This window comes from Actinoplanes sp. NPDC051861 (assembly GCF_040681145.1).
Taxonomy (GTDB): domain Bacteria; phylum Actinomycetota; class Actinomycetes; order Mycobacteriales; family Micromonosporaceae; genus Actinoplanes.
This window is the reverse complement of sequence record NZ_JBFAYE010000003.1, coordinates 418,800-434,577: the sequence shown is the minus strand read 5'-3', so window position 1 is coordinate 434,577 and position 15,778 is coordinate 418,800. Positions and strand designations below refer to the sequence as shown.

At 70.1% G+C, this 15,778-nt stretch carries 15 protein-coding genes; 5 read left to right on the top strand and 10 right to left on the bottom strand.

Annotation, left to right across the window (positions count from 1 at the left end; all coding sequences use genetic code 11):
• Positions 1-71: 71 nt before the first annotated feature.
• Positions 72-1,082, bottom strand: coding sequence for a LacI family DNA-binding transcriptional regulator (locus tag AB0M02_RS12830; protein ID WP_364225331.1), 1,011 nt, complete (start codon positions 1,080-1,082; stop codon positions 72-74).
• 171 nt (positions 1,083-1,253) lie between these two features.
• Here AB0M02_RS12830 and AB0M02_RS12825 point away from each other — a divergent pair, with 171 nt between their 5' ends.
• The 3 genes from AB0M02_RS12825 to AB0M02_RS12815 are packed head-to-tail and all read left to right on the top strand — an operon-like array spanning position 1,254 to position 4,265.
• Positions 1,254-2,255, top strand: a complete 1,002-nt coding sequence (locus tag AB0M02_RS12825; protein ID WP_364225328.1) for a DJ-1/PfpI family protein — start codon at positions 1,254-1,256, stop codon at positions 2,253-2,255.
• On the top strand, positions 2,252-3,238 hold the full coding sequence (gene gap / locus AB0M02_RS12820; RefSeq protein WP_364225326.1) for a type I glyceraldehyde-3-phosphate dehydrogenase: 987 nt from the start codon (positions 2,252-2,254) through the stop codon (positions 3,236-3,238). The genes AB0M02_RS12825 and gap overlap by 4 nt, the downstream gene beginning before the upstream one ends.
• 19 nt (positions 3,239-3,257) lie before the next feature.
• Positions 3,258-4,265, top strand: a complete 1,008-nt coding sequence (locus AB0M02_RS12815) for a LacI family DNA-binding transcriptional regulator (RefSeq protein WP_364225323.1) — start codon at positions 3,258-3,260, stop codon at positions 4,263-4,265.
• Here the strand turns inward: AB0M02_RS12815 and AB0M02_RS12810 are convergent.
• Positions 4,262-4,828, bottom strand: coding sequence for an XRE family transcriptional regulator (locus AB0M02_RS12810; protein WP_364225321.1), 567 nt, complete (start codon positions 4,826-4,828; stop codon positions 4,262-4,264). The two genes, AB0M02_RS12815 and AB0M02_RS12810, sit on opposite strands and share 4 nt — an antisense overlap.
• Positions 4,829-4,875: 47 nt before the next feature.
• Between AB0M02_RS12810 and AB0M02_RS12805 the strand changes: the two genes are divergently transcribed.
• On the top strand, positions 4,876-5,736 hold the full coding sequence (locus AB0M02_RS12805; RefSeq protein ID WP_364225318.1) for a methyltransferase domain-containing protein: 861 nt from the start codon (positions 4,876-4,878) through the stop codon (positions 5,734-5,736).
• 58 nt (positions 5,737-5,794) lie between these two features.
• Here the strand turns inward: AB0M02_RS12805 and AB0M02_RS12800 are convergent, their stop codons facing one another.
• Both AB0M02_RS12800 and AB0M02_RS12795 read right to left on the bottom strand, forming a co-directional pair.
• Entirely contained in the window at positions 5,795-7,870 is a 2,076-nt protein-coding gene (locus tag AB0M02_RS12800) for an MFS transporter (RefSeq protein WP_364225315.1), read from the bottom strand.
• A complete protein-coding gene (locus AB0M02_RS12795) occupies positions 7,867-8,259 on the bottom strand; it encodes a hypothetical protein (protein WP_364225313.1) in 393 nt (130 codons plus the stop codon). Before AB0M02_RS12795 ends, AB0M02_RS12800 begins: the two co-directional genes overlap by 4 nt.
• Before the next feature lie 203 nt (positions 8,260-8,462).
• On the opposite strand from AB0M02_RS12795, the gene AB0M02_RS12790 reads away from it, so the two are divergent.
• Positions 8,463-9,080 carry a hypothetical protein gene (locus tag AB0M02_RS12790; RefSeq protein WP_364225310.1) on the top strand — a complete coding sequence of 206 codons (618 nt, stop codon included), beginning with the start codon at positions 8,463-8,465 and terminating at the stop codon, positions 9,078-9,080.
• Between the two features lie 11 nt (positions 9,081-9,091).
• On the opposite strand, the gene pruA is transcribed toward AB0M02_RS12790, so the two are convergent.
• Genes pruA through AB0M02_RS12760 form a run of 6 tightly spaced genes read right to left on the bottom strand, consistent with a single transcriptional unit; the run spans position 9,092 to position 15,638 of the window.
• Positions 9,092-10,696 carry an L-glutamate gamma-semialdehyde dehydrogenase gene (gene pruA, locus AB0M02_RS12785; protein ID WP_364225308.1) on the bottom strand — a complete coding sequence of 535 codons (1,605 nt, stop codon included), beginning with the start codon at positions 10,694-10,696 and terminating at the stop codon, positions 9,092-9,094.
• A 5-nt stretch (positions 10,697-10,701) separates the two neighbouring features.
• Entirely contained in the window at positions 10,702-11,427 is a 726-nt protein-coding gene (locus tag AB0M02_RS12780) for an ABC transporter ATP-binding protein (RefSeq protein WP_364225305.1), read from the bottom strand.
• Positions 11,424-12,230: an ABC transporter ATP-binding protein gene (locus AB0M02_RS12775; RefSeq protein ID WP_364225302.1), complete on the bottom strand. Its 807-nt coding sequence runs from the start codon at positions 12,228-12,230 to the stop codon at positions 11,424-11,426. Before AB0M02_RS12775 ends, AB0M02_RS12780 begins: the two co-directional genes overlap by 4 nt.
• The gene (locus AB0M02_RS12770) at positions 12,220-13,191 is read right to left on the bottom strand and encodes a branched-chain amino acid ABC transporter permease (RefSeq protein ID WP_364225299.1); all 972 of its coding nucleotides are present in this window, start codon (positions 13,189-13,191) and stop codon (positions 12,220-12,222) included. Before AB0M02_RS12770 ends, AB0M02_RS12775 begins: the two co-directional genes overlap by 11 nt.
• Positions 13,192-13,194: 3 nt before the next feature.
• Positions 13,195-14,472: a branched-chain amino acid ABC transporter permease gene (locus AB0M02_RS12765; protein ID WP_364225296.1), complete on the bottom strand. Its 1,278-nt coding sequence runs from the start codon at positions 14,470-14,472 to the stop codon at positions 13,195-13,197.
• The gene (locus AB0M02_RS12760; RefSeq protein ID WP_364225293.1) at positions 14,469-15,638 is read right to left on the bottom strand and encodes an ABC transporter substrate-binding protein; all 1,170 of its coding nucleotides are present in this window, start codon (positions 15,636-15,638) and stop codon (positions 14,469-14,471) included. Before AB0M02_RS12760 ends, AB0M02_RS12765 begins: the two co-directional genes overlap by 4 nt.
• Between the last annotated feature and the right edge of the window lie 140 nt (positions 15,639-15,778).

The window sequence follows — 15,778 nt, the reverse complement described above, 5'->3', positions numbered from 1 at the left end:
ACGGCCCGGTGCCGCGGTCAGGCCGCGGTGCGATGCAGGGGAAATGCCATTTTCCGTACGATAAAAGGCTCTCAGGCCGACCCGCGAAGGATCAGGCGGGTAGGCAGCACGGTCTCGTGATCGACCGGCTCGTCGCCGTCCAGTTTGGCGAGCAGCAGGCGGACCATCTCCTGGCCCATCTGCTCGATCGGCTGATAGACGCTGGTCAGCGGCGGATCGGTGTGCCGGGCGATGCCGGAGTCGTCGAAACCGATCACCGCGACGTCCTGCGGCACCCGGCGACCGGCCCGCCGCAGCACGCGCAGCGCACCCGCCGCCATCATGTCGGAGGCGGCGAACACGGCGTCGATCTGCGGGTACTGCCCCAGGAGCCACTCCATCGCGGTCGCGCCGCTCAGCTCGCCGAAGTCACCGCGCGCGGCCGGGCCCTCACCGACCACGTCGCGATAGCCGTCGTAACGAGCGATACCGGCGGCCATGTCGAGGGGGCCGGTGATCGTCGCGATGCAGCGGCGGCCCTGGTCCTTGAGATAGGAGACGGCGGCGCGGGCACCACCGCGGTTGTCGGCGTCGACGAAGCTCACCGGCTCCGGGTGCACCGGCCGGCCCACCCGCACGGTCGGCACGCCGCGCTCCTCCAACTGCGCCGGCAACGGGTCGTCGCCGTGCAGCGAGAGCAGCAGCGCGCCGTCGACGTGCTGGCGAGTGAGATAGCCTTCGAGCTGGCGTCGCTCCTCCGGCGCCTGAGCGATCATCAGCACCATCTGCAGGTTGCGCGCGACCAGCACCGACGACACCGACTGCACGATCCGGCCGAAGAACGGCTCGGCGAAGAACCGCTCCCCCGACTCGAAGACGACGAGCGCAATCGAATCGGTTCGCTGAGTGACCAGCGCGCGGGCGGCCCGGTTGGGCACATAGCCAAGCGCTTCGATAGCGTCCTGGACCGCCTGCCGAGCCTTCGGGCTCACCTGGGCGGAACCGTTGACGACGCGCGACACCGTGCCGCGGCCGACCCCGGCCCGGGCCGCGACCTCCTCGAGCGTCGGCCGCCCCGCCGAGCGGCTACGTTCGTCCCTCATCGCCGGCCGTCCTTTCCGCGCCGCGCGGCAATCGCGTCGTCAATACGCGCCCGTCACAACCTACACGTCCCCTCTGGCGTGCAGGTAGGTCCTCCTCACTGGCGGGATTCTTGCGAACAGTGGCGGGACCGCCAGTTCCGGCTCGCGACGTGAACCGGCAGCATGGATCACATGCATCGCATCGCTGTCCTCGTCCTCGACGGCGCCGCACCGCTCGACGTCGGGATCACCGCCCAGATCTTCGCCCCGCGACACGGGCTTGCCTACGAACTGACGCACTGTTCGTTGCGGGCGGGCCCGGTGGCCGGCCGGGACGGCCTCGGTTTCGTCGTCGACGCCGGCCTCGAGGCGGTGGCCGCGGCGGACACCGTGATCGTCCCCGGCTTCAAGGACCCGCTGCGCCCGCGCGACCCGCGCGTCTCCGAGGCGCTGAGCGACGCGGCGTTCCGCGGCGCGCGGATGGTGTCGATCTGCACCGGTGCGTTCGCTCTGGCCGCGATCGGGATCCTGGACGGCATCCGGGCCACGACGCACTGGCAGATGGCTCCCGCGCTGGCCCGTGAGTACCCGAAGGTGAAGGTCGACGGCGGCGTGCTGTTCGTCGACGAGGGCCAGGTGCTGACGTCGGCGGGCGTGGCGGCCGGCATCGACCTGTGCCTGCACATCATCCGCCGCGACTTCGGGGTGCAGGCGTCCAACACGGTGGCCCGGGTGCTGGTCGCGGCGCCGTACCGCAGTGGCGGGCAGTCGCAGTACGTGCCCCGGACGATCCCGGAACCGCTCGGCGACGTCTTCGCGGCGACCCGGGAGTGGGCGCTGCGGCACCTCGACGAGCCGCTGACCGTCGAGAGCCTGGCCCGGCACGCCCGTGTGTCGGCCCGGACGTTCGGGCGGCGGTTCGTGGAGGACACCGGGTACACGCCGATGCAGTGGGTGCTGCGTGCCCGGGTCGACCTGGCGCGGGAGTTGCTGGAGTCCACGGTGCTCGGTGTGGATCAGGTGGCGGCGCGGGTCGGTCTGGGCACCGGGGCGAACCTGCGGCTGCATTTCCAGCGGATCCTCGGCACGTCGCCGAGCGAGTACCGGCGGATGTTCAGCGGCGGGATGCTTGCGCAACATGGCGCTCCACCGTCTGCCGGGGTGGCGCCGTTCCCGGCATCGTCTACGGCATGACGATTCGTATCGCTGTCAACGGTTTCGGTCGTATCGGGCGGAATGTCTTCCGGGCGTCGCTCGCCAATCCCGACCTGGAGATCGTCGCGGTCAACGACCTCGCTCCCGCCTCGACGCTGGCTCACCTGCTCCGGTACGACAGCACGCTGGGCCGTTTCGGTCATCCTGTCGAGGCCTACGATGATCACCTGGTGGTTGGCGGCCGCCGCGTCGAGGTGACCTCTTTCCGCGATATTTCGGATATTTCGTGGAAAGAGGTGGACGTCGTCGTCGAGGCCACCGGGAAGTTCACCGCCGACGCCCGGTCACACCTTGCCGCCGGCGCACGCAAGGTCCTCGTCAGCGCGCCGGCGAAGGGCGCTGACATCACGATCGCGTACGGGCTGAACCACGGCGACTACGACCCGGAGCGCCACGACGTCGTCTCCAACGCGTCCTGCACCACGAACGGGCTGGCACCGGTCGCCTCGGTCCTCGACGACCTGGCCGGCATCGAGCAGGGTTCGATGACGACGATCCACGCGTACACCCAGGAGCAGAACCTGCAGGACGGGCCGCACCGGGACCTGCGGCGCGCCCGGGCCGCCGCGCTCAACATCGCGCCCACCACGACCGGCGCCGCCACCGCGATCGGGCAGGTGCTGCCGCGGCTCGACGGCCGGCTCCGTGGGTACTCGGTCCGCGTGCCCGTCCCGGTCGGCTCGCTCGTCGAACTGAACGCCCTGGTCAACCGTGACGTCACGGTCGAGGAGGTGAACAGCGCGTTCGAGGCGGCCGCGGCCGGGCCGCTGCGCGGAATCCTCGAGTTCTCCACCGACCCGCTGGTCTCCAGCGACATCACCGGAAACCCGGCGTCCTCGATCTTCGACTCGCTGCTGACGAGCGTGCAGGGCCGTCTCGTCAAGGTCGTCGCGTGGTACGACAACGAGTGGGGCTTCGCCAACCGGGTCGTCGACACCCTCGCCTTGATCGGCCGCGGCTGAAACTCTCTATGCTGTGCCGATGGCGGTCACTCTGGCAGATGTGGCCCGGCTCGCCGGGGTCTCCCCGGCAACTGTCTCCCGCGTCATCAACGACAGTTCCAAGCGGGTGAACGACGATCTGCGTGAGCGGGTCCTGGCCGCGGTCGCGCAGTTGCACTACGTGCCGAACGCGCACGCCCAGCACGTGGCCCGGCCGCGCAAGTCGGCGGTCGGCGTGATCGTTCACGACGTGTCCGACCCGTACTTCGCGGAGATCACCCGCGGGCTGCAACGCCAGGCGGGCGCACACGACCGGCTCCTGGTGATCTGCAACAGCTACCGGGAGCCGGAGCGCGAGCTCGCGTACGTCGCTCTGCTGCGCGCCCAGCAGGTGCACGCGCTGATCCTGGCCGGCTCCGGCTACCACGACGACGCTTTCACCGAGCGGCTCAACGCCGAGCTGGGCGCGTACCAGCAGGCCGGGGGCCGGGTCGCGGTGATCGGCCGGCACCGGCTGGTCGGCAGCGCGGTCCTGCCGGCGAACGAGGACGGCGCACACGCGCTGGGCCTGCGTATCTTCGGCCTCGGCCACAGCCGCGTCGCGATCGTCGCGGGCCCGCGCCGCCTCACCACGACCACCGACCGCCTGACCGGTTTCCGCCGCGCCGCCGAGGACTGTGGTGTCGAGCTTCCGCCCGCCCGCATCCTCTACACCGACTTCACCCGCGACGGCGGTGCCGCGGCCGCCGCCTCGCTGATCGACGCCGATCCGGCGATCACCGCGCTGATCGCGCTCAACGACTCGATGGCCGTCGGCGCGCTGGCCACGCTGCGCGAGCGCGGGGTGCGGGTTCCCGAGGACGTGTCGGTGACCGGTTTCGACGACATGCCCATCGCCCGCGACGTCACCCCGTCGCTGACCACGGTCAAACTGCCCCTGGTGGCGATGGGCGAGCGGGCGATGGCACTCGCGCTGGGCGACGACGACGGGCCGCGGGCCGAGCCCGCGGAGGCCAGCATCATCTGGCGGGAGAGCTGCGCCTTCTAGGCGTCCAGATGCATCCGCTCGCCGTCGTGATCGAGGATGGCGATCACCTCGGCCGGCCCGCCGCGCGCCCCGAAGGTGTGCGGCACCATCGTGCTGAACGCCGCCGCCTGCCCGGCGTCGACGACGACCAGCCGGTCACCCAGGACCAGCTCGACGGTCCCGGAGAGCACGGTGAACCAGTCCCGCCCGGGATGCACCTTGAGCGCGCCGGGGTCCCGCGACGCCGGCTGAGTGATCCGCAGCCGCGCGACGGTCATCCCCTGCTGCCCCGGGTCATGACTCAGGACCCAGGTGGTGATCCCCCGCTCCGGCTGATGGTGCGGCTTGATCACCACCTCGTCCCCGGCCTCCTCCACCAGCTGATCGATGCTGGCCCCGAGCGCCCGCGCGATAGCGGTCAGCTGATCCAGCCCGATCCGCCGATGCCCCGTCTCGATCCGGCTCAGCGTGGACGGACTGAGATAACACCTCGCCGCGAGCTCGTCGAGCGACCAGCCCTTGGCGATCCGGAGCCCTCTGATCCGGGCCCGGACGAGGGCGTCGATCTCGGCGTCTTGCGTCATACGCAAGATAGTATGCGCTGGGCGCAAAGGATGCCTACAGTCGAGGCATGGCTCACGAACACGCCCACCCCCACGGTCACATCCACGCCCCTCACCAGCACGGCTCGAGTCAGGGGCTCTCCGAGATCCTCGACCTCGACGCGGAGGTTGCCCGCGAACAGACGGCCGACCTGACCGCCCGCGTGGCCGCGCTCGCCGCGCACCCGGTCCGGCACATCGTCGACGTCGGCAGCGGCACCGGGGCCGGCACCTTCGCCCTCCTGCGCCGCTTCCCGGAGGCGACGGTCACGGCCGTCGACACCTCCGACGAGATGCTCGCGCACCTGACCGAGTCCGCGGGCCGCCTCGGCCTCGCCGGCCGCGTCCGGCCGCTGCGTGCCGATCTCGACGAGGCGTGGCCGGCACTCGACCGGGCCGACCTGGTCTGGGCGTCGTCCGCCATGCACCACATGGCCGAGCCCGGCCGAGTGCTGCGCGACATCCACGCCACGCTGAGCCCGGCCGGCCTGTTCGTGATGCTGGAGATGGAACACATGCCCCGCTTCCTGCCCGACAGCTTCGGCGCGGGCGCGGAGGTCCGCTGTCACACCCTGAGCGAACAGGCCCGCAACGAACACCTGCCGCACATGGGCGCTCCCTGGCCCACCCTGCTGAAGGCCGCCGGATTCACCGTCCAGGAGGAACGCACCCTGGACGTGGAGATCGCCGCGCCGCTCCCGCCACTGGCCCTGCGTTACGCCCGCGCCATCCTCCAGCGCTTCACCGTCACGCTGGCCGACCGTCTCTCCCCCGCCGACCAGGCAGCCCTCCACGAACTGCTCACCGCCACCGGCCCCGACGCCCTCGAACACCGTCCGGACCTGACCGTCCGCAGCTCCCGCGACGTCTGGATCACCACACGCGCGTAACCGGGCCGTCCGCGGCTCCCGCGACGGCTCGATCACCACACGCGCGTAACCGGGCAGGTCAGTGGGCGGCAGACGCCGAACGCGCCGCCCGGTCCTCCACGGCGGCCTTGATGCGGTCGGCCTGGATCTTGCTCTTGACGCCGGTGACGGACTGCACCCGGTAACGGCTCAGCCGGCCCGTCGTGCGGAGGTGTTCGTCGAGGAGGTCGCCGTAGACCTCCAGTACCTCCTCGTCCGTGGGGCCCCGCCCCGCCTGCGGCCGGGGAAGCAGATGCTGCCACGGCTCGGAGCTGCCCGAGTTGCTCTGGCCGCCGAGCGCCAGCAGATAGTCCGTGATGAAGCCGTGGATCGTCACGTCGTCCAGGCGGGGGGCACTCGGGGCGAGGAGTTCCGCCAGCTCGCGGGCGTCGCGGGGTTCGCCGTGGCCGAGTTCCTCGACCAGGGCGTCGCGCAGCTCCTCGAGGGCGGTCATCCAGGCCGAGGAGTGGGCCGGGGCGGTGGCGGGCTCGGGCAGGAGGTCGCGCCACGGGTACGCCGATTCCACATGCTCGCCGTTGAGCTCTCGCACGTAGTCGTTGACGAACGCCCGCACGACCCCCTCGCCCAGTTCCGAGACGCGGGGCGCGAGGGCGCGCGCGAGTTCGGTGACACGCAGGTAGGTCATGGCGGGCAGGTCCTCCGGGCTGATCTCGGCCGCGACGAGCCGGGCGAGCCGCTCCACCGCGAGCCGCCACCACGGCGAACCGACGATCGTGACGGCCGGTCGCGCGCCTGTCCCGGTCGACGCCCACGCGGGCACCGCCGGCGAGACCGGCACAGCCGAAACCGGTGCGTCCTCCAGCTCCGGCGCGGGCACAGCGACAGTCGAGGGCACAGCGACAGGCGCGGGCACGGGCACGGGCACGGGCACGGGCACCACAGGGTGGACAGCGACAGGTGCGGGCACAGCGACTCCCGCAACCGGCGCCGTCACCGCAGTGCCGTTCGGAGGAGCGGGAGCGCCGGGAACGGCACGGGCGACGAACTCGGTGACCGGGGCGGCCGGCAACTCCGGCTCCGCCACGGGCCGCCGCTGCGCCGGCACCTCCACCGCCACCACGACGGGTTCCGGGGCAGCCGGCGGATCGACGACCACCGCCGGGCGCTGCACCGGCGGCACGAACTGGACCGGCTGTACAGGCGCCGGCGCGGGCGCCACAGGCTGGACAGCGACAGCGTCAGGCACCGGCACCGGCACCGGCACCTCCTCAGGAACCGCGACGGGCACCGGCGGAGCAACAGCCGGAGGCGCCATGGCAGCGGCCAGCCGGTCACGGTCGATCGTCGGCATCCCCGCGCCACCCGGCACGAGGAGATCCATCACCCGCTGGATCCGGGCCACCTGCTGGATCACGTCCGCGACCACCGGCTCCCCCGCGGTCCGGGCGTCCTTCAACAACCGCGACCGCCACCACGGCCTCGGCCAGCGGCCCGCGCTGACCCGGTGGTGGTTCACGATCATGCGGCGGACCTGGCGGTCGGACGCCATGCGTACCAGATCGGGGTCGTCGTCCGGGATCAGCCATCCCCATCGCTCAGCCAGGCGACGGGGGCTGTAGGCGAACCGGCCCCGGCGGATGCGCTGGCCGGCGGCGGTCAGCGCCGCCCACCACATCAGGAAGATCACGCAGGGCACGGCGAGGCGCAGCAGTTTCTCCGTGCCGGTGACCGCGTTGCTGGCCACGATGATGCCGGAGACGGCCGCGATGAGGGCGGCGATGTAGAGCATCGACCCGGGGTGGCCGGGCGTGACGATCTCGCCGTCCGGCCCGTACGTCGTGGTCCGCCGATACTGCTCGGCGGCGAGGGACGTGGCCGTGAGGAAGCAGATCTCGAACACCGCGAAGACCAGCACCGCGAAGACCGGCGGGAGCTTGAGCTGGTCGATGGCGATGACCCACATGCCCTCGGCGTTGAGCAGCAGCGCCAGGTTCATGCTGACGGCCAGGGCGATCGGGCGCAGCGGTTTGCGGGACCGCTTGGCCCAGACGCCGAGGCTGATCAGCGCGAGCACGCCGACCAGGCCGGCGCCGAGCAGCACCAGCGCCGCATAGTCGCGCCAGAAGTCCGCGATCAGATCGTTGAACTGCTTCACGCGGAAACGCCTTTCGTGACGGGCGGGAGGAACTCGTCGAGCGCGATCGCGATCAACGCGGAGCGGTTGCCGGCGGTGTGCCGTGCGGCGAGGTCGTCGATGACGGCGAGGTTCGCCTGGTTGGGCCGGATCGAGACCTGCACCTGGTCCTCGCTGTGCTGCCGGCGGCCGGTGCGCTGCGCCACGAAGATCCCGTCGGCGGGCGCCGCCGCCGCACCGTCGTGGGCCAGCGCGGCGAGCCGGTCGTGGGTGGCGTTGAGCGCGTCGAAGACCAGCTGGGTGTGTGACCGGCCGGTCGTCGCGGCCCGGGCACGGAGCCGGGCGCGCAGGCTCACCGACAGGTAGACGACCACGCTGCTGCCGGATCGGACGGCACCCTCGATCGGCACTGGCGGCTCCCTCTCGACCCTGACGTACCGGACGGAGCTTTCTATCACGCCCGTATGACACAGACGTTGAGACACGCCAGCGTGCCGCAAGCGGTGGCACACGCTATCGGATAGCGATGACGGATAGCACAGCACCCCCGAGTGGCGCCGCCGGAGCCGATCACCCTACGGTCGGGAATCGATGTTGATCGAGCAGGGGAGGCGTGACGGTGCCGGGCTGGACGAGCTGGGTCCTGGTGTTCGCGGTGCTGGCGGCCGCGGCGTACGGCGGAGCAGCGGTGGTCGCGACCTGGAAAGGCAGCACCAGCGCGCCGAGAGAGGCACCCGAGGACACGGCTGCGGAGATCGCTGCCGACGCGGAAGCGGTCCGAGCCGCCGCCGAGCGCGCCGCCACCGTCGCCGACGAGGCACGTGACCGGGCCGACCAGACCGTGGGGCGGAGGGACGAGGCCGAGAAGCGCTATCTCCAGGCCCGCTGGCAGGCCAGGACCGCCGCTGTGGACGAGTCGCAGCGGCTCGTGCAGCGGGCGGCGCTGGACGCGTACCGCCGCGGTGAGATCACTGTCGCCCAGCTCAACGGCATCTGGCAGCACACCGGCGGGGAGGGCGATCCGGCCGAGCCGGACGACGACCAGTTCGTCCGGGCCGCGCGCGAGGAGTACCGGCAGATGGTGACGGAGACGGCGAGCGTCCGGCAGGAGGCCCACGTGGCCGAGGTCGCCGCCGAGGTCCTGGCCGAGGAGGTGCGGATCGTCGAGCAGGACGTCCGGGACGCGGATGTCTCCGGCTTGGACGGCCTGCTCGACGCCGAGAGGAACTAGACCGAGAGGAATTAGAACGCCACCGGCGGCACGAACGTCTCCTTCACCGTCCGCGGCGACGTCCACCGCACCAGGTTGTGCCAGGAGCCCGCCTTGTCGTTGGTGCCCGACCCGCGGCCACCACCGAACGGCTGCTGCCCCACCACCGCGCCGGTCGGCTTGTCGTTGAGGTACAGGTTCCCGGCCGTGAACCGCAGCCGGTCCCCGGCCGCCACGAGAGCCGCCCGGTCCTGAGCGAATATCGCGCCGGTCAGCGCGTACGGGCTGGCTCGGTCCACCAGCTCGAAGACGGAATCGAGGGAGTCGTAGACGTACACGGCCAGGATGGGGCCGAAGTACTCCGTGGTGAACACCTCGTCGTACGGATCAGTGCATTCGATGACCGTCGGCCGTACGAAATAACCCACGCTGTCGTCGCACGTGCCGCCGGCGAGAATGTGGCATGAATCCGTCGCGTCCGCGCGCGCGAGCGCCGCGGCGTGCCGGGCGAAGGCCCGGCCGTCGATGACCGCCCCGCCGAATTGCGCCGGATCCGTGACATCGCCGTAGGAGAGCGACTCGGCCGCCGCCACGAGCCGGTCCCGCACACCGCCCTCCCACAACGACCGCGGAATGTACGCGCGCGAGGCCGCCGAGCACTTCTGCCCCTGATATTCGAAGGCGCCCCTGACCAGGGCGGTCACCAGGGAGGAAACGCACGCCGAGGGATGCGCGAGAACGAAGTCCTTACCGCCGGTCTCCCCCACCAGGCGCGGATACGAACGGTAGGACGCGATGTTCGCACCCACCGTCGCCCACAGTTTCTGGAACGTCCCGGTGGACCCGGTGAAATGGATGCCCGCCAGATCCGGATGGGTCAGCGCCACGTCGGAAACGGCGAGCCCGTCCCCGGTGACCATGTTGATCACCCCGGCCGGAAGTCCCGCCGCGGCGAACAGCGCCATCGTGTGATGCGCCGCGAACTGCTGGGTGACCGACGGCTTCCAGATGACCGTGTTACCCATCAATGCCGGAGCCGACGGCAGATTCGCCGCGATCGCCGTGAAATTGAACGGTGTGATCGCGTAGACGAAGCCCTCGAGAGGCCGATGGTCGAGCCGGTTCCACACCCCCGGCGACGACTCCGGCTGCGAGGCGAGGATCCGGCGGGCGAACGACACGTTGAACCGCAGGAAGTCGACCAGTTCGCAGGCCGCGTCGATCTCGGCCTGCTGCACGGTCTTCGACTGCCCGAGCATCGTGGCCGCGTTCAGGACGTCCCGGTAGGGCCCGGCCGCCAGTTCGGCCGCCTTCAGGAAGATCGCGGCCCGCTCCTCGAACGGCAGCTCACGCCACCCGGCGGCGGCCGCGGCGGTGGCGTCGACCGCCGCCCGGGCGTCGGCGTGGGTGGCGTTGCGGGTCACGCCCAGGACGTGTGCGTGGTTGTGCGGCTGGACCACGCGCGTCTCGTCACCCCCGCCCATCCGCCGCTCCCCGCCGATCGCCATGGTCAGTTCGGCGGGCGAACCGGCGAGTTCGGCCAGCTTCTTCTCCAGGGACTGGCGCTCCGGTGAGCCGGGCGCATAAGAGCGGACCGGCTCGTTGACCGGTGCCGGCACCGTCGTCACGGCGTCCATGTCTGTCATTCCTCCGAGTTCTGGGCGAGGGTGCCGAGATACAGCTCGATCACCTTCGGGTCGTGCAGGAGTTCCGCACCGGTGCCGGTGTGCGCGTTGCGCCCCTGGTCGAGCACGTACGCGCGATCGCAGATCTGCAGGCAGCGCCGCGCGTTCTGCTCCACCATGATCACCGCGACGCCGGACTTCTTGATCCGGTGCGCGTGGAGGAAGACCTCGTCCTGGCGCTGCGGGGAGAGTCCCGCGGACGGCTCGTCGAGCAGCAGCACCGACGGCCCGGTCATCAGCGCCCGGCCCATGGCCAGGGTCTGCCGCTGACCGCCGGACAGGGCGCCGGCCTTCTGCCTGAGCCGCCCGGTGAGGTCCGGGAACAGGGCGCATACCGCTTCCAGTCGTGCCGCGAACTCCTTCGGCCGCTGGAAGATGCCGATCTCCAGGTTCTCCCGGATCGTGAGGTCGGTGAAGACGTTGTTCGTCTGCGGCACGAAACCGACGCCGCGCGCGACCAGTTTGTCGGCGCGCAGCCCGGTGACGTCCTCGCCGTTGAGCAGGACCTGGCCGCCGCGGATCCGGACCATCCCGAAGATGGCCTTGAGCAGCGTGGACTTGCCCGCGCCGTTGGGACCGACGATCCCGACGAGCTCACCGGACGAGGCGTTCAGATCGCATCCGTTCAGGATGTTCACGCCGGGCAGATAGCCACCGACCAGGTCTTTGACTTCGACGGTCACGAGTCCATCTCCTGAATGAGCTTGCGCAGGTCGGTGTCGTGGTGAGCGCCGAGGTAGGCGTCGACGACGGCGGTGGACGACAGCACCTCGTCCGGCGCACCGGAGGCGATGATCTTTCCTTCGGCCATCACCACGACACGGTCCGCGACGTTGCGGACCATGTGCATGTCGTGCTCGACGAAGAGCACGGTCATGCCCTGCTCCTTGAGGTCCTTGATGTGATGCAGCAGCGACTGGGTGAGCGCCGGGTTCACGCCCGCCATCGGCTCGTCGAGCATGACCATCGTGGGCTCGCTCATGATCGCCCGCGCCATCTCGAGCAGCTTGCGCTGCCCTCCGGAGAGGCTGGCCGCGTAGTCCGCCGCCTTGGCGTCGAGCTTGAAACGGCCCAGGATCTCCATCGCCCGCGCGACATCGCTTCTGTCCCGGCTTTTCCAGATCAACGGCAGGATTGCGTACGAGAGCTTCTCACCGCTCTGCCGCGACGAGCCCAGCAGCATGTTCTCCAGCACCGTCAACCGGCCGAGCACCTTGGTGAGCTGGAAGGTACGCACCATCCCCAACCGCGCCACCCGATAGGGCGCCAGCCCGGCGACCGGCCTGCCGTCGAAGCTCCACGACCCCGCCTGAGGCCGGTCGAACCCGGTCAGCAGGTTGAAGAACGTCGTCTTCCCCGCACCGTTGGGCCCGATCAACGCGGTGATCTTCCCGCGCTCGACGGCGAGGTGCTCGACGTCGACGGCGGTCACGCCGGCGAAGTGCCGGTGCACCCCGTCCGCCACCAGAATCGGATCATTTGGCATCGAACGACAACTCCGTCCGGTTTCCGAGGATGCCCTGCGGGCGGAACACGACGAGCAGCACCAGCGCCACGCCGACCAGCACGAACCGCAGCTGGCTGCCCTGGGTCACGTTGTCGAACAGGCCGGCCTCCACGCCGACGGTCACCAGCTCGTCGGTGAAGCGCATGACCACCCAGAAGATCATCGAGCCGAGGATCGGGCCGAAGACCGTGGCGGCGCCGCCGAGGATCAGCATCGTGTACATGTTGAACGTCATCCGGCTGCCGAAGTCGAACGGCTGCACCGAGGTCGGCTGGACGTACAGGATGCCGGCCAGCGCGCCGATCGCACCGCCGATCACCAGGGCCTGCAACTTGTAGAGGTTGACGTTCTTGCCGAGGCTGAGCATCGCGTGCTCGTCCTCCCGGATGCCCTTGAGCACCCGGCCCCACGGGCTGCTGACCAGCAGATACACCAGGCCCGCGACCAGCGCCACGACCAGCCAGTCGACCGTCGCGATCCACAGATCGTTGCTGGTGAAGGTCCACGGGCCCAAGGTCAAGACCCCTGAGGGGTACGGGTTGGAGCCCTTCAACCACCCCGAGTACTCGTTGTAGAGCCCGTTCGCCCCGCCCGTCCACGACGCGAAGGCGCTGGAGTTGAGCGCGAACCGGATGATCTCGGCGGACGCGATGGTCACGATCGCCAGGTAGTCCGCCCGCAGTCGCAGTGTCGGAATGCCGAGCAGCAGCGCGTAGAGCACGGCCAGCACCAGGGTCACCGCGACGGCCAGTGGCGCCGAGAGGCCGAACGTCATCACCGAGATCGCGAACCCGTACGCGCCGACCGCCACGAACCCGGCCTGGCCGAAGTTGAGCAGCCCGGTGAAGCCGAAGTGGACGTTGAGCCCGATCGCCGCGAGCGCGTAGGCCGCGGTCGTCGGTGTGATGATCTCCCGCAGGGAGTTCCAGAGGATGTCCATGTCCTAACCGATCCGCTCACGACGGCCGAAGATGCCCTGCGGCCGCACCAGCAGGACGGCGACCAGGACGGCGAGACCCCCGACGTACTTCATGTCGGCCGGGATCCAGAGCACCAGGATCTCGGTGCACACGCCGACGACGATCGAGCCGGCAAGGGTGCCGAACGCCGTGCCGAGGCCGCCCAGGATGACCCCGGCGAACATGAGCAGCAGCAGGTTGAAGCCCATGTCGAAGGAGACCTGGTTGAAGACGCCGAGCAGGACACCGGAGAGCGCGGCGAGCGCGCCGGACAGCGTCCAGACGATGCGGGTGACCCGGTCGACGTCGACGCCGCTGGTGGCGGCGAGCGCGGAGTTGTTGGAGATCGCGCGGGTGGCCTTGCCGATCCGGCCGTACTTGAGCCAGATCCCGATCGCGACCAGCACCACGACGCTGATGCCCATGCTCGCGTAGCTGGTGGCCGGCAGCACGACCGGCCCGAGCGTCACGGTGCCCCACGACTCCGCGGTCATGCCGCGCGCGGCGTTGCCGAAGAAGAACTGGTAGAGGCTGCGGATCGCCAGGCTGATGCCGATGCTGGCGATCATCAGGGTCACCAGGGAGACGCCGCGGCGGCGCAGCGGGCGCCAGAGCGTGACGTCCTGGGCGTACCCGAAGGCGGCGCCGAGCACGGTGGCGATCCCGGCCGCGACCAGCAGCGGCAGCCCCGCGAGGTACGCGAGGACGAAGCCCATCAGCCCACCGAACGTGACGTTCTCGCCGTGCGCGAAGTTCGTGAACCGGGACGTGCCGAAGACCAGGGAGAGCCCGATCGCCGCGATGGCGATCAGCAGTCCCAGGTTGAAGCCGGAGACCGCGCGCTGGGCGAACCGGTCACCGAAGCTCGCGACCTGCTGGGTGCTCTCGGTCGTGGAGATCACGACGTTGAGCACCGGCAGGGTGCTCGGCGATTCCACCAGCTCCTTGTCCACCTCGAACGTGTCACCGGCGAAGTGCCCGGTGGCGTCCGAGGTGTCGATGCTGATCGTGTACGTGCCGGGCCCGTCGACCGGGATGACCTCCCACCGGCCCTTGGCATCGGTGGTGTCGGTGCCGACGACGTCGTCGCCGTCGTCGCGGACCTCCACGACCGCCCCGCTGACCGGCTGTTTGGCGCCGTCCCGGAGCAGGCCACGGAAGCCCCACTCGTCCGCTTGGAAGGCCAGTGCCGGCCCGGCGGGCACGAGGAGTGCGCACGCCAGGGCCAGCACGGCCGTCAGCCGGGTTTTACCAGGCGTCACTTCGCCACCGCGTACGTGCCGGCACTGTCGTAGACGTAGAGCTGGTATTCCGTCTCGGTCACGTCGTTGTTGGTGGCGAACTTCAGCCCGCCGCTGAGGCCGTCGTAGTCGATGGCCTTGTCCTGCTTGAGCAGGTCGGCGCACTCCTGATAGGTCTTGCACTTGGTCGCGCCCTCGGTGGCGCCGGAGACCGCGCTCATCTTGGCGCCGATCGCCTTGCCGTCGGCCGACTTGGCGGCGGTGGCGGCCAGCGCGCTGACGACCACGGCGTCATAGGTCGACGCCGCGTACGCGAAGGACTTGAGGTTCGCGTTCTTCGCGAGCAGCTTCTTCTCGAACTCGGCCTCGACCGCCGGGTCCGGTCCGGCGAGGAAGCCCCGGAGGCCGGTGAGCAGCGACGGCTTGATCGTGTACTTGCCGAGCGTCGAGTTCGACAGATACAGGTTCTTCGCGGTGAACCCGTGGGTCCCCACCAGCGACTCGATCATGCTGCCCGAGTACGACGCGTACGACAGCAGCACCACCGACTCCGGCTTGGCCGCCACCACCGCGTCGATCTGCGCGCTGTAGTCCGTGTCGGTCGTGTTGAACTGCTGCTGCGCCACGATCTCCACGCCCGCTGCCTCGAACGACGAGACCATCGACTCCTGGAACGCCTGGCCCCACGCGTCGTTCTGCGCGATGATCGCCGCCGTCGCGTGACCGTCCTGCACCACCAGGTCGGCCAGCTTGGCCGCCTCGAGCGCGTCGGTCGGCGCGGTCCGGAAGTAGAGCGGGTTGATCCCGGTCAGCGACGACGAGGTGTTCGACCCCGACACCTGCAGCGCGCCGGACTCGGTGATCTTGCCGACAATCGCGCCGCTCATGCCCGACCCGTACGCGCCGATCACCACGTCCGCGCCCCAGGTGACCAGGCTGTCCACCGCCTGGCTCGCGGTGTCGTTGTTGTCGGTCGAGTCGGCCTGCTTGAGCTCGGCCTTGGCGCCGAGCACGCCGCCCGCCGCGTTGATGTCGTCGATCGCCACGTCGACGGCGCTGACCAGCGCCTCTCCGGCACCGGCATAGGCGGTGTGCGGCAGGATCGCGCCGATCCTCAGCGGCCCACCGGTGGCGGCCGGCTCCTCGCCGCCGTCGCCGGAGGACGAACACGCCGCCAGGGAGATCACACAAACACCCGTTATGAGCGCACGACTGATCGCAGCCATGGGTACCACTTCCTTAGACAAAGGGGGATGCCGCTTGGTGTACCGAAGTCTCGCCGATCTTGTATGCGTCTTTGTATACAGAGCCGATTACAAGAAGGTAA

Bases quoted from the DNA above. Each gene is read 5' to 3' on its own strand.
- pruA (WP_364225308.1), bottom strand. From the start codon at position 10,696: ATGGACGCCGTGACGACGGTGCCGGCACCGGTCAACGAGCCGGTCCGC.
- gap (WP_364225326.1), top strand. From the start codon at position 2,252: ATGACGATTCGTATCGCTGTCAACGGTTTCGGTCGTATCGGGCGGAAT.
- AB0M02_RS12830 (WP_364225331.1), bottom strand. From the start codon at position 1,082: ATGAGGGACGAACGTAGCCGCTCGGCGGGGCGGCCGACGCTCGAGGAG.
- AB0M02_RS12775 (WP_364225302.1), bottom strand. From the start codon at position 12,230: ATGCCAAATGATCCGATTCTGGTGGCGGACGGGGTGCACCGGCACTTC.
- AB0M02_RS12805 (WP_364225318.1), top strand. From the start codon at position 4,876: ATGGCTCACGAACACGCCCACCCCCACGGTCACATCCACGCCCCTCAC.
- AB0M02_RS12770 (WP_364225299.1), bottom strand. From the start codon at position 13,191: ATGGACATCCTCTGGAACTCCCTGCGGGAGATCATCACACCGACGACC.
- AB0M02_RS12815 (WP_364225323.1), top strand. From the start codon at position 3,258: ATGGCGGTCACTCTGGCAGATGTGGCCCGGCTCGCCGGGGTCTCCCCG.
- AB0M02_RS12825 (WP_364225328.1), top strand. From the start codon at position 1,254: ATGCATCGCATCGCTGTCCTCGTCCTCGACGGCGCCGCACCGCTCGAC.
- AB0M02_RS12810 (WP_364225321.1), bottom strand. From the start codon at position 4,828: ATGACGCAAGACGCCGAGATCGACGCCCTCGTCCGGGCCCGGATCAGA.